Source organism: Smaragdicoccus niigatensis DSM 44881 = NBRC 103563, from assembly GCF_000380645.1.
In the GTDB taxonomy this organism is placed as follows: Bacteria; Actinomycetota; Actinomycetes; order Mycobacteriales; family Mycobacteriaceae; genus Smaragdicoccus; species Smaragdicoccus niigatensis.
The window spans coordinates 757,378-770,689 of the sequence record NZ_AQXZ01000019.1; the positions used below are offsets into that span (position 1 = coordinate 757,378).

Sequence of the window (13,312 nt, forward strand, 5' to 3'; positions counted from 1 at the left end):
CCTCCCTCTACTCCTCCCCCGACGGGGAAGAGCCAAAATTCACGCTCGCCTTGTCAAGGCTAGTGGCTAGCACTGGTCCTATTACCGCCAGCGCCGCCGCATTTGTTAGCTGCGCATGCATCGCATCCACCGGATGCTCAGTAATTGCGCCGCCAACATACGGCCGCCATATATGTGAATCTAGAGCAGCAGTCATGCCTCTGGTAGCAGAGAAGTACAACAAGTCGCCTTCAAAATATTTTGGGCGATACTGGTGTGACATAAGTACACCATCGTGATAGCTGTTGTGAATCCGCTCGAGCTGCTCGACTGTGAGGCCTTGGCCGAAGCCCGGCGAATTCGCTAGCACCGCAGCGGCTTCCTGAGCCGAAAGATCAGATTCGTCGACCTCGTCCGGCTCCTCGCCCTGAAGCGATGTCAGCAGGTGTCGCATCGTCGGAAGCTCCGGTTCGGGCGCGCCGTCGAAAAACACAAGACTGTCAAACATCACCAGGAGTCCCACGGCGTCGCCGCGGCTGCGAAGTTGCACAGCGATCGCGTGCGCGATTTGTCCGCCTAGCGACCAGCCCAGCAGGTAGTACGGCCCGTTCGGCTGAACGTTCTTGATTTCGTCGACGAAGACGGCCGCGAGTTCGTCCACGCTCTGGAAGCGCCGGTCCTCCCCCAAGATCGCCGGACCCTGCAGTCCGTACAACGGACGGTCCTTGACGTACGGCGCGAGACCCGCGTACGGCCACGCCAACGGCACGGCGGAATGCACACAGAACAGCGGCGGCTCCGAACCGGTACGGCTCAGCGGGAGGACGACCTTGAGTGCATCCTCACCGGCGGCCACGTCCTCACCGGCGAGGGCGGCGTCGATCTTCTCGGCGAGCGCCGAAACGGTCGGCGCGGTGTACAACCACCGGACGGTCACATCGACGCCGGATTCGGCGGTCAGCCGCGCCGCGAGCGCGACGCCGAGCAGCGAGTTGCCGCCCAACTCGAAGAAGTCATCGTCGAGCCCGATGTCGCGCTGCTGAACCGTATCGGCGATCACGCGAGCGACCAGCTGCTCGGTCGCCGTCACCGGCGGACGGAACGCCCGGTGGACGGACCGCGGCGCCGGCAGCGCCTTGCGATCGATCTTCCCGTTGGGCGTCACCGGCATCTCGTCGATGACGATGAGCTGAGACGGTTGCATCGACGTCGGCAGCAGGCCGCGCACCCGCGACAGCAGGTCCGACGTCTCGATGGCCGCGTTGCCACGCGGCACCACGTAGGCGACGAGACGGTCGCCCAGCGGCGACGACGCAACCGCCACGACCGCCTGACCGACCTCGGGCTGGTTGACGAGAACGGTCTCGATCTCGCCCGGCTCGATCCGCCGGCCGCGAAGCGACATCTGACCGTCCGCCCGACCGAGGAACTCAAATCGCCCGTCGGCCATCTGACGCACGACGTCACCGGTCCGATACAGGCGCTGGCCGCTCGGATCGAACGGGTTGGCCACGAACCGCGAAGCGGTCAGCCCCGGGGCGTTGTGGTAGCCGAGAGCCACGCCCGGCCCGGCCAGGTAGAGCTCGCCGCGGGCACCCCGCGGTGCCGGCGACAATTGCGGCGTCAGCACGAGGGCCTGCACGTATGGCAATGCCGGCCCGATCGAGACTTCTTCGCCCGCGGTCATCGCATCGGTCTGGCTCGCCATGACCGTGGTTTCCGTCGGGCCGTAGCTGTTGAAGAAGCGAACGTGCGGCGCCCAGCGCGCCACGAGCGACGTCGGGCAGGACTCGCCGCCGACCACAACGGTCTCGAGCGCGGGAACGGTCTTCGGCGTGAGGGTCGCGAGCACCGCGGGCGTGGTCAGGAAGTGCGTGATCCCGTGCCGGACGAGGAGCGACTCGAGGTCCTTGCCGGCGACGACGTCGGTCGGTTCGAGAATCAGGTGAGCTCCGGCGGCGAAGGCACCGAGGAGTTCGAGGAGATGTGCGTCGAACGACGGCGAATGCGCGTGGAGCACGTTCGACGAAGAGTCGACGGCATAAGCGGCGACGACGTAGTCCGTGAGGTCCCCGAGGCCGGCATGCGATACGGCCACACCCTTGGGCAGACCGGTCGATCCGGACGTGTAGATCAGGTAGGCCGGATGGCCGCTGCGCAGCGCCGCGGCGCGGTCGGCATCGGTGACCGGCGACGAGTCCCGACGCGAGATCGAGCGGGCCGTGGCCGGGTCGTCGAGGACCAGCCAGTCGACGTGCGACTCCGGGAGCGGAGCCAGATGACGCGCATCGGTGATGCCGAAGCGAGCGTGGGAATCCTCGAGTACCCATCCCAGACGCGAAGACGGGTTGGCGAGGTCGAGCGTCACGAAGCCGGCGCCCGTTTTCGCGACCGCCCACACCGCCAGCACCGATTCGATCGAGCGCGGGAGGGCGATCGCCACGAACTCACCCGGACCGGCTCCGGCACTGATCAGTTCGCGGGCCAGCTGCGACGACCGTTCGTCGAGGTCGCGGTACGTCAGCGTGCGGGTGTCGTCCGAGATGGCGGCGGCGTCCGGACGCATACCGCTGCGGAGCAACTCCGGCAGGGTGCGGCCGATCTCGTCGGCCCTGAGCACGGGGATCGGCTCGGGCGCGGCGGAACCCGGAAGTTCGATGTCGCGGATCGCACGCGTGGGCTCGGCCTGCAGGAACTGATCGAAGAACTGGAGGAATGCCGCGTGGTGCTCGGCGATCCGCTCGCTGCTGTAGAGCGCCGGGTTGGCCTGGAAGTCGATGCTCGCGGACTTCTCATCCGCACCGAGCTGGTAACCGTTGACGAGAATGTCCTCGACCGGTCCGAGCGACATCAGATTCGCTTGACCGACCGCCGCGCCGAACCGCATCGGCTCGACGTAGCCCAGAACGTTGATCACCGGACCCAGACCGCCCCGTGCGACCATCTCATGGCCACGCTGACGCTGGATATCGCTGTATCGGTAGAGCTGATGCCGAACGGCACCCACCATCTTCGTACGGACCTGTGCGATGAGGTCTTCGACATTCGTCTGCTGGACCGAACGCAGGCGCAACGGCACGACGTTCGACACGCTGCCCGCCGAACGGCGCAAGGCGGCGGTATTCCGGCAGGCGACCGGCAGCGAGAAGGTGATGTCCTCGTCGCTCGTCATGCGTGCCAGGAATCCCGTGAGGGCCGCGACGACGAGTTCGGGGAAACTGGCGCGGTAGCGCTGGCGAGCTTCGGCGAGACGGGCCGCGGTCGACGCCGGCAGCACCGCACCGACATGGCGTGGACGCGGCGCGGGCGCGGCATCGTGGTCCGCGAGACTCGTGACGTGGCCGAGGTCGGAGACTTCGCGTCGCCAGAATTCGCCGTCGTCGACGAATCGCTGCGACGAGCGGTAGCGGTCCTCGACCGGCCCGATCTCGGTCAGCGGAACGGTTCGGTCCTCCGGGTCGGGCTGACCGGCGATCCGCGCGTCGTAGAGCTCCGACGTGCGCACGAGCATGTTCATCGCGCCGACGCCGTCGAGGGCGACGTGATGGCTGCGCGAATAGAGCAGGTGGCGCGTGGCGCTCAACCGGAAGAGTTTGGTGACCGTGACGCGGTCGTTGACGAGGTCGATGTGCGCGATCGAGTCGCGTTCCATCCACTCGATCGCCGGCGCCATCGGATCTGGATGCATGCTGAGGTCTTCGAGCGGCAGCCACATCGTGCCCGAGCGGTCGACGTACTGGTACGGAACGCCATCGTCGACGCCGAATCGGACGAAGGGAGAACCGAGTTCGCGGCCGGCCTGGTCGCAGGCCCGCATCAACAGGTTCGGTTCGATCTCTCCGCGGATGTCGGCATACATCGCGATGACCATGGGAACCGAGGGATGGAGCTGCTGCGCGATCCACAGTTCGGTCTGGGCATGTGTCAGGGCAAATCGCTCGAGGTCCAGATGGTCTGGTACCTCGAGGACCGGAAGGGTTGCGCTGTCTGCCGAAACCGACTCAACGCGATCTGCGTCGGTTCGCTTCAAGCCTCCTCCTTCACCCCAGGGCAATAACTCGTGGCCCGGCGAAAGGGTAGATCACAAAAACAGGTGTGGGGACACCTACGCCGTCCTGTCGAGTCTCGCCAGATCGACCAATTTCTCTGCGTCGGGTCTGGCGTAATTTCGACAACTTAGCTATACCGGTACAAACGGGTCATCTGGGGTTGCCGCGCAAGCTGGCACCGGAATCGCACCGTTCTGTGACCAAGCTGAGAGTCACTAGATGCAGAGATCGTCAGTTCGCCACGTCGATTGTTTGATCTCGCGTGGCTTAGCTGGCGATCACCTCAGCCAAGTGAGTGTGCACCGTCTGCCGGCCGATTTCGAGTGCCCGCGCGAGAGTTGCACCGTTCCTCTCGGACCGGTCAACGCGCGGCGAACCCTCGGGCGGCCGGAACCGTAGAACTGCGTCGTTGCTGAGGTCGGCAAGAAGTTGTTCGTCGGCAGCTTCGGATTCGATTCTCTTGTTCCAGGCCGCCACGGCACCGGGCGCGACCATCCGGATGAACGCACCACCAATGGCGCTCTGTAGCCGCGGATCGCCGACTCGCTGCTCCGAAGCCTGCCGCGTGCGCAGCACCACGACGCGAGTCGCGCCGTGCGCCAAGGCAGTCCGGATCGGAAGCGGTTCGGCGATGCCGCCGTCGAGGTAGTGCACTCCGCCGAGCTCGACCGGCGGGCCGGCCAGGATCGGAATATTGCACGTGGCTCGCATCGCCGTCATGAGCGATCGCTTGTCGACGATGTGCGGGTGCAAGTCGACCGAAACACCAGTGCGGGCATCCGTCGCGATCGGATGAAACGACGTCACATTGTTGAGAATCGCTGGGAAATCCATCGGGACCGACCCGTCGTACACGTCCCGGACGAGGTAGTCGGTGTCGAACAGAACCCCTCCCCGCAGCAGCCGTTTGGGGTCGATGAGCCGCCGCATGATCGTGGTGTCCGACCACGCCTGCATGGCCGAACGTGCGCGGCCGCACAACAACCAGGCGCCGTTCAGGGCACCTGCCGACGTGCCGTAAACCGCGTCGAAAACACCGGAGAGACCGAGTTCTTCGAGGGCCAGCACCATTCCGCTGGAATAGACGCCGCGGCTCGCGCCACCCTCCACGACCAGGACCAGTCGATGACCGTCGCGAGTTCCCGCGCGACGAGATCGCAGAAGTTCCACCACGGTGGGGCTCACTGATCAAACACTTCTCTGGCTCGGTCACTGGCCAACCCATTGATCCAGAGTTCGCCGTCCCCTTCATCGAATTCGCCCATGCGGCGCGCCTGTGCGTAGGCCCGGAACTGGCTCTTGGTAGCGGCAACCGCATACTCCGGTCGATCCGCGAGTTGGGCGGCGATTTCGTCGATCGTGTTGTCGAGCTCATCGGCCGGAACCACGCGGTGCAGCAGCGCGAGCTGCTCGGCTCGCGCAGCCGGCACCTCGCCGCACAAGAGCACCAGTTCCCGCGCGCGAGCCATTCCGATCTCGCTGATCAGCCGCGGTAGGACGCCCCACGCCAAGGGCATGCCAAGTTCGACCTCCGGGATGCGGATCCGCGAATCCTCGCTTCCCACCCGGAAGTCACACGCCAGCGCGAGGGCAGCTCCACCGCCGATGGCGTGCCCATGAACTCGGGCAATCGTGAGGACATCGCAGTCCTGAATCGCCTCGATCGCTCTCCTCCCCACTTGTGCTTCCCACCTGCGCTCCCGCTCGGTTCGGCCGCCGCGCCCAGGCGGGTTGCGCCGGTCCGCGCCGGCACAGAACAATGGGCCACGGCCACCCAAAACCACGACCTTGACGTCAAACCGCGTCTGCAGACTCGAAAACAGCGCAGCGATCTCGTCGAGCATCGCGCCGTCGAGCGCGTTCCGCGCTTCGGGCCGGTTGAGCCAAACATGCAGCGTCGAGTCGTGTTGTACGACGTCGAGTAGGTCCCGTCGAGTGGGCATCTTCGCAACTCCGATCCGGCTGGGCTCTGACCTCGGCCGGACAGTGCCGAGGTACTCGCCGCACTTGTCAGTGGTCCGACCACAATGGGGATGTGCTCACCGAATTCTCCACGCCGACCCGTGAATGGTTCACGGGCGCCTTCCCCGGCGCAACGGCCGCGCAACTCGGTGCCTGGAAGTCGATCTCGGCGGGCGATCACACGCTGGTCATCGCCCCGACCGGCTCCGGAAAGACGCTATCGGCCTTTCTGTGGGCGATCGACCAACTCGCGCGTGGAGAACGCTCAGCCGAGGGCACCCAGGTTCTCTACATCTCGCCGCTGAAGGCCCTCGCGGTCGACGTCGAACGCAACCTGCGGTCACCACTGGTGGGCATCACCCAGACCGCGAAACGCATCGGCACCGAGATCCCGAACATCACGGTCGGCGTGCGGTCCGGCGACACCGATTCGGCAACCCGCAGCCGACTGGTCCGGAATCCGCCGGACATCCTCATCACCACGCCCGAGTCGTTGTTCCTCATGCTGACGTCGAACGCCCGCGAGACCCTGCGCTCGGTACGGACGGTCATCGTCGACGAGGTCCACGCCGTCGCGGGCACGAAACGTGGCTCACACCTGGCAGTTTCGCTGGCCCGCCTCGATCAGCTGATGGATCGCCCGGCCCAACGGATCGGCCTGTCCGCAACCGTCGAGCCAGCTGCCGAAGTCGGCCGATTCCTCACCGGCTCCGCACCGATCACGATCGTCCGGCCGCCCGCGCCCAAGACGTTCGATCTCACGGTCCGTGTCCCGGTGCCGGACATGACCGACCTCGACAATCCCGAGGGCTCGATCTGGCCGCACGTAGAGGAAAACATCGTCTCGCTCGTCACCGAGCACCAGTCGTCGATCGTTTTCGCCAACTCACGGCGCTTGGCGGAGCGACTGACGGCTCGGTTGAACGAGGTCTATGCCGAAACCGGCGCCACCGACACGCTCGCGCGCGCCCACCACGGTTCGGTCAGCAAGGAACAGCGCGCGATCATCGAGGACGACCTCAAACGCGGTCGACTGCGGTGTGTGGTGGCGACTTCAAGCCTGGAGCTGGGCATCGACATGGGTGCGGTTGATCTGGTGGTGCAGGTCGAGGCGCCGCCGTCGGTCGCCAGCGGGCTTCAGCGTGTCGGGCGCGCGGGCCACCAGGTCGGCGAGGTGTCGCGGGGCGTCCTGTTCCCGAAGCATCGCGCGGACGTGCTGCATTGCGCCGTCACCTCGATGCGGATGACCGCCGGGAAGATCGAGGCGCTGGCCATCCCCACGAATCCGCTCGACATCCTCGCGCAGCACACCGTGGCCGCGGCCGCCCTCGATGAGCTCGACGTCGACGAGTGGTTCGAGGTCGTCCGGTCGACGGGCAGCTTCGCCACGCTCCCCCGAAGCGCCTACGACGCGACACTGGACCTGCTGTCCGGCAAGTACCCGTCGAGCGACTTCGCCGAGTTGCGACCGCGGATCGTTTGGGATCGCGACAACGGCACGCTCACCGGCCGGCCCGGCGCGCAGCGTCTCGCGGTCACGTCCGGTGGTGCGATTCCGGACCGCGGCATGTTTGCCGTCTATCTCGTCGGCGACAACAACGGCCGCATCGGCGAACTCGACGAGGAGATGGTCTACGAATCGCGGGTCAGCGACGTGTTCGCGTTGGGCGCGACGAGTTGGCGCATCGAGGAGATCACTCACGATCGCGTGCTCGTGAGTCCGGCCCCCGGGCTCCCCGGTCGCCTGCCGTTCTGGCACGGCGACGGCCTTGGCCGACCTGCTGAACTCGGCGCTGCGCTGGGTGCATTCGTTCGTCAGGACCGCATCGACATCGAGGCTCAGGCACTGTCCGCCGGCCTCGACCAGAACGCCGTCGGGAACCTTCTGGCTCTCATCGATGAGCAGCGGGAATCGACCGGTCACGTGCCGTCGGACCGCACGTTCATCGTCGAGCGATTCCGCGACGAACTCGGCGACTGGCGCCTCATCCTGCACTCGCCACTGGGCCTTGCCGTTCACGCGCCCTGGGCCTTGGCCGTGGGCGCCCGCCTCCGCGACAGCCTCGGCATCGACATGGCACCGACCGCCTCCGACGACGGCATCGTCGTTCGGCTCCCGGACACGTCCGACCGTCCCCCGGGCGCCGATCTGTTCTTGTTCTCGGCCGACGAGATCGATGCGATCGTCACCGAACAAGTCGGGGCCTCAGCGCTTTTCGCGTCTCGCTTCCGCGAGTGCGCAGCTCGCGCACTCCTGCTTCCGCGGCGCGATCCGGGCAAGCGAGCGCCTCTCTGGCAGCAGCGTCAGCGGGCGGCGCAGTTGCTCGATGTGGCGCGCAAATACCCGGACTTCCCGATCCTGCACGAGACCGTCCGCGAGTGCCTCAAGGACGTCTACGACCTCCCCGCGCTGACCTCGCTGATGTCCCGCATCGAGCAACGGAAGGTCCGCCTCGTCGAGGTCGAGACGCCGACCCCGTCGCCGTATGCGAAGTCGCTGCTCTTCGACTATGTCGGCACGTTCATGTACGAAGGCGACAATCCGCTCGCCGAACGTCGGGCTGCAGCACTCTCACTCGACACGGCGTTGCTCGCAGAGCTTCTCGGCCGGGTCGAGCTGCGGGAATTACTCGATCCGAACGTCGTCGCCGAGGTCGAGGCGCAACTGCAGCGCCTCGCCGACGACCGGAAGGCTCGCGACGCGGAAGGAGTCGCCGATCTCGTCCGGGTGCTCGGGCCGATGACGCTGGAGGAGATTTCCGAACGCTCGACGGAGCCATCCGGTCCGTGGCTGGCGGAACTCGCTCGCCAGCGGCGCGTCATCGAAGTGTCGTACGCCGGCACTCGCTGGTGGACCGCCGTCGAGGATGCGAGTCGACTCCGCGACGCGCTCGGCGTCCCGCTGCCGGTCGGTACTCCCCACGCCTTCCTCGATCCGGTCGCAGATCCGCTGACCGACCTGATCAGCCGATTCGCGCGCACGCACGGACCATTCACCACCACCGACGTGGCCGCCCGGTTCGCGCTCGGACCGGCCGTCGTCGCTCCGATTCTGCGCAGACTGGCCGGCGAGAAGCGCATCGTCGAAGGCGAGTTCCGCCCCGGCGCGGCCGGTAGCGAGTGGTGCGATGGCGAAGTTCTCAAGCGGCTCCGTCGCCGCAGCCTCGCGGCGGCGCGCGCTGAGGTCGAGCCCGTTGCACAGGAAGCACTCGTTCGGTTCCTGCCCGCGTGGCAATACGTCGGCGAGAACCTGCGCGGCGTCGACGGCGTGGCCGCAGTGATCGAACAGCTTGCCGGCGTACCGATTCCGGCGTCCGCGCTGGAACCGCTCGTCCTGTCGAGCCGCGTTCGCGACTACTCACCCGCGATGCTCGACGAGCTCATGTCCTCCGGTGAGGTCGTGTGGTCGGGCAGTGGCTCGATCACCGAAACTGACGGCTGGATTCGTCTCCACCTTGCCGATCAGGTCCCGGTGACCCTCGGTGAACCAGCCGCGATCGACCTGTCCGAGACGCAGGCGCGGATTATCGAGACGCTGTCCAGCGGCGGCGGGTACTTCTTCCGGCACCTGTCGGACTCCCTAGGCATGACCGACGACAATGCCCTGGTCACGGCATTGTGGGAGCTCGTCTGGGCGGGACTCGTCACCGGCGACACGTTCAATCCGGTGCGCGCGAAGATGGCGGGCAAAACGCCGACGTCGCACCGTCAGCCCATCCGTCGAGGCACGCGGATCCCGCGCGCCGCCCTCCCGACCCGGACCGGACCGCCGACCGTCGGCGGCCGATGGTCCCTTCTGCCGGCTCCGGAATCGGACCCGACTCGTCGCGCACAGTCGATCGCCGAACTGCTGCTCGAGCGATACGGCGTCCTCACGAAAGGCGCGGTTGCCGCCGAGGGGGTGACCGGCGGGTTCGCCCTCATGTACAAGGTGCTCACGGAGTTCGAGGACCGCGGCCGATGCCGTCGTGGCTACTTCGTCAATGGGCTCGGCGGCGCGCAGTTCGCAACGGCGAACGCGGTCGATCGCTTGCGCGGGTCAGAGGAGTCCAGCGCCGTCGTACTCGCTGCGGCCGATCCGGCGAATCCGTTCGGTGCCGCGCTGTCTTGGCCGCAACTCGAAGGACACCGTCCCGGACGCAAAGCGGGTTCGATGGTCGTTCTCGCCAACGGCAACCTCGTGCTCTATCTGGAGCGCGGCGGCAAGACGATGCTGACGTTCACCGAGGATGCCGAACTTCTCCTGCCCGCGGCGGCCGCCTTGACGGAACTGGTGAAGAAACGGCGGGTCGACAAACTCGTCGTCGAGCGCATTGACGGCATCAGCACCCACGAGAGCGCACTGTCGTCGCTACTGGTCGACGCCGGGTTCGCCGCGACACCGCGCGGTCTTCGGTTGCGGAGCATGTGATGCCGGAGGGTGATGTCGTCTGGCATGCCGCCGCCCGACTGAATCGCGCGCTTGCCGGAAAGACGTTGACCAAGAGCGACTTCCGGGTCCCCCGCTACGCGACGCTGGACCTGCGGGGCCGCACGGTCGACGAGACCGTGAGTCGCGGCAAGCACCTGCTGACCCGCATCGGCGATGTCACCGTGCACACGCATCTCAAGATGGAAGGCGTCTGGCGGGTGTTCACGCCTGGCCAACGCTGGAATCGGCCGGCACATCAAGCGCGCCTCATTCTCGCGGCGGAGGGGCACGAGGCTGTTGGCTTCGCGCTCGGGATCGTCGAGGTCCTTCCGCGGGCCAAGGAAGAAGACGTGGTCGGCCATCTCGGCCCCGATCTTCTCGGCGCTGACTGGGATCCCGATGAGGCTGCGCGCAGGCTCTTGAGCGATCCGGCGCGGCCGCTCGGACTGGCCCTTCTCGACCAGACGAATCTCGCCGGAATCGGCAACATCTACCGCAGCGAGATCTGCTGGGTTTCGCGTGTCGATCCGCGCACCCCGGTCGGAGAAGTGGACGACCTACCGGCCCTCGTCAACAATGCGCACGACGTTCTCATGTCGGCGACCCACCAGCCACCGTGGCGACCGCGGGCCTATCAACGAAGCCGAATGCCCTGCCGCCGTTGCGGTTCCGGCATCGAGTCGCAGGCGCTTTCGGACGATCCAGCCAATCAGCGGCACGTGTGGTTCTGCCCGAAGTGTCAGCGCTGATTGCATGCCCAGGTGAATACTTGCCCTACCGCTGATCGCCGAAGCGCCGGCGATCGCGACATTTGGAGTGCCCATGAGTGAGCCAGTCGATCAACCCGACGATGACGATGACGTGCTGGACATTCCGATGAACAGCGTGCCGAACGTGCTGCACGAGGGTGAGTCCGACGGGGTCTTCATCGGTCTTTTCGACGTGCGGTTCCGGAAGATCAACGCCGTCCGGATGGCGCCACTCGCCTACGTGGCGGTGACCATTCTGTCCGGAGCAGGCTGCATTCTTCTCGACGTCGTCGCCTTCTGGCATTCGACCACCGTCGGCATCATCACGTCATTCCTGATCACGCCGGCACTGTTCGTCACCCTGGTGATCCTGGCGCGTTTCGTGCTCGAGTTCATGCTGTCGCTACTGGTGCTGCCGTCGCATCTGACGCAGGTCACCAACTCCGTGTTGGGCATTCTGGGCACCACCACGACGATCGTGGGGACGACCACTGACATCTCGAGCGACACCGCACACCTCGGGATCATGCACCCGCTGAAGAAGATCCGGCTGAGCAAGCGGCAGCGGATCGTGCCGTACAACTAGGCCAGAAACGGCCTAGTGACAGGTGATCGTTCCGCTGTCGTTGAACGACTTCCCCGCCGCCGGAACGAACGCGTAGTCGGCGCTGTTTGCCCGCAGCGTGAACTTCAGGACGCCGTTCGTGTCGCTGTTGCGAGCCACACTGTTCGCCTGAATGGTCCCGAACTGATAGAAGCCCGCGCCTCCCGTGCCGGCGACGAATTGAACGATGCCCTTCGCGTTGTCCGCCCCACCATTCGGATCCTGCGGCGCGAACCGCTCGTACTGGTGGTTGTGGCCGGTCACCACGACGTCGGCGTTCGCGTCGTAAAGTGCCTGGTAGAGAGGCCGCGTCGCCCGGTTCGGTGCGTGGTTGGCTCCCGAGGTGAACAGCGGTTCATGCCAGTAGGCCAGCGTGCACGACTTCTTGGACGCGGCCAGGTCGGACCGCAACCAGGTCTCCTGTGCCGAACCGGCGTTCATGTTCACCTCGGAGTTGAGCGACACGATGTGCCAGTTGCCGAGATCGTAGGAGTAGTACCCCTGACCTGACGGGCCCGCCTGCGATCCGAAGTACTGGTAGTAACCCGCGGCGCCCGAGGTCTCGTATTCATGGTTGCCGGGTGCCGGGCGGGTACGTGCTTTGAACGCTCCCCACGTCGGTTCGTAGTTTGAGTTGTAGTTGTTCATCGATCCGCTGTCATAAGCGTTGTCGCCCGCGGTGAACACGGTCGCACTCGGCATCCCCTTGATCAGCGCGGCGGTCAGGGAGGCACCGTTCCCGCCGTCGGCGATATCGCCCGCACCGACGAGCACGGGGTCGGTCGCGGTCGGAGCTGGAGGCGGATTCTGTGCTGTCGTCGCTGCAGTGGTCGTCGCTGCAGTGGTCGTCGCCGGAGCGGTCGTCGCCGCGGCCGGGACGGTCTGGGCTGCAGCAGCGGTGTTGATCACCAACTGCGGCGCGTTAGCACCGCTTTCCTTCGAGTCGTAGTCGGCACCGTCGCTACTGGTGGACGAGCCTCCGATACTGATCACCGCACCCGGGGTGACCTTGCCCGTGAGATCGAGTTCGACCCAGGTATTGCGCGTGACCTGACCCAACGTGCCGAGCGGCGCACCGGCCACGGCTGGCTGGTTGTCATATGTGACCCCGGCCGGGCTCCAGTTCTTATCGCTCATCAACGTGAAGGTGCCACCGCTGGCGCTACTGGCGCTGTCGTCGTCAGCAACATGGAGACGCAACTTCGCGCTGGTGATCGGGCCCGCCACGGCCGACAGATCGAACTTCAGGAAGAGGTTCTTGATCTCTTGGGCGGGCGCCAACGATCCCAACAAGCTCGACGGCTGGACGACACTGAGGCGAGTCGAAGCCCCGTAGTTCGTCGTCGGAAGAAGGCTGTCGACGTAGGTGTCTGCGGTTGGGGTGAGCGTCGTCGTCGCCGCCGAAGCGCTTGGGCTTTCGACGACGAGCATTGTTCCGGCCACTGCGGTTACCGCGGCGATCGCGACTCCGCTAGCGACCCGGGTGTTCCGAGCCGGCATGGGTTGGTAGCTCCAATCGGGCTCGACGCCCATGGGGTTCACCGCCGGGTCGGAGCCT

The 13,312-nt window shown here is 66.0% G+C and carries 7 protein-coding genes; 3 read left to right on the forward strand and 4 right to left on the reverse strand.

Annotation, left to right across the window (positions count from 1 at the left end; genetic code table 11):
- Nucleotides 1–7: 7 nt before the first annotated feature.
- The 3 genes from F600_RS0124760 to F600_RS0124770 all read right to left on the reverse strand — a co-directional run bounded on the left by F600_RS0124760 (nucleotide 8) and on the right by F600_RS0124770 (nucleotide 5,971).
- Complete coding sequence (locus F600_RS0124760; protein WP_018163361.1) at nucleotides 8–4,009, reverse strand: non-ribosomal peptide synthetase; 4,002 nt, start codon at nucleotides 4,007–4,009, stop codon at nucleotides 8–10.
- A 286-nt stretch (nucleotides 4,010–4,295) separates the two neighbouring features.
- Nucleotides 4,296–5,213, reverse strand: a complete 918-nt coding sequence (locus F600_RS0124765; protein WP_245541625.1) for a patatin-like phospholipase family protein — start codon at nucleotides 5,211–5,213, stop codon at nucleotides 4,296–4,298.
- Entirely contained in the window at nucleotides 5,210–5,971 is a 762-nt protein-coding gene (locus F600_RS0124770) for an enoyl-CoA hydratase/isomerase family protein (RefSeq protein WP_018163363.1), read from the reverse strand. The genes F600_RS0124765 and F600_RS0124770 overlap by 4 nt, the downstream gene beginning before the upstream one ends.
- Nucleotides 5,972–6,063: 92 nt before the next feature.
- On the opposite strand from F600_RS0124770, the gene F600_RS0124775 reads away from it, so the two are divergent.
- From F600_RS0124775 to F600_RS0124785, 3 genes are all read left to right on the forward strand, one after another.
- A complete protein-coding gene (locus tag F600_RS0124775) occupies nucleotides 6,064–10,401 on the forward strand; it encodes an Lhr family helicase (protein WP_018163364.1) in 4,338 nt (1,445 codons plus the stop codon).
- Complete coding sequence (locus tag F600_RS0124780) at nucleotides 10,401–11,150, forward strand: DNA-formamidopyrimidine glycosylase family protein (RefSeq protein ID WP_018163365.1); 750 nt, start codon at nucleotides 10,401–10,403, stop codon at nucleotides 11,148–11,150. Before F600_RS0124775 ends, F600_RS0124780 begins: the two co-directional genes overlap by 1 nt.
- 73 nt (nucleotides 11,151–11,223) lie before the next feature.
- Complete coding sequence (locus F600_RS0124785) at nucleotides 11,224–11,736, forward strand: DUF4282 domain-containing protein (RefSeq protein ID WP_018163366.1); 513 nt, start codon at nucleotides 11,224–11,226, stop codon at nucleotides 11,734–11,736.
- A 12-nt stretch (nucleotides 11,737–11,748) separates the two neighbouring features.
- On the opposite strand, the gene F600_RS0124790 is transcribed toward F600_RS0124785, so the two are convergent.
- Nucleotides 11,749–13,287, reverse strand: a complete 1,539-nt coding sequence (locus F600_RS0124790) for a CBM96 family carbohydrate-binding protein (RefSeq protein ID WP_018163367.1) — start codon at nucleotides 13,285–13,287, stop codon at nucleotides 11,749–11,751.
- Nucleotides 13,288–13,312 lie beyond the last annotated feature (25 nt).

Excerpts from the sequence above, each read along its gene's own strand:
- F600_RS0124770 (WP_018163363.1), bottom strand. The coding sequence starts at position 5,971 with ATGCCCACTCGACGGGACCTACTCGACGTCGTACAACACGACTCGACG.
- F600_RS0124780 (WP_018163365.1), top strand. The coding sequence starts at position 10,401 with ATGCCGGAGGGTGATGTCGTCTGGCATGCCGCCGCCCGACTGAATCGC.
- F600_RS0124785 (WP_018163366.1), top strand. The coding sequence starts at position 11,224 with ATGAGTGAGCCAGTCGATCAACCCGACGATGACGATGACGTGCTGGAC.
- F600_RS0124790 (WP_018163367.1), bottom strand. The coding sequence starts at position 13,287 with ATGGGCGTCGAGCCCGATTGGAGCTACCAACCCATGCCGGCTCGGAAC.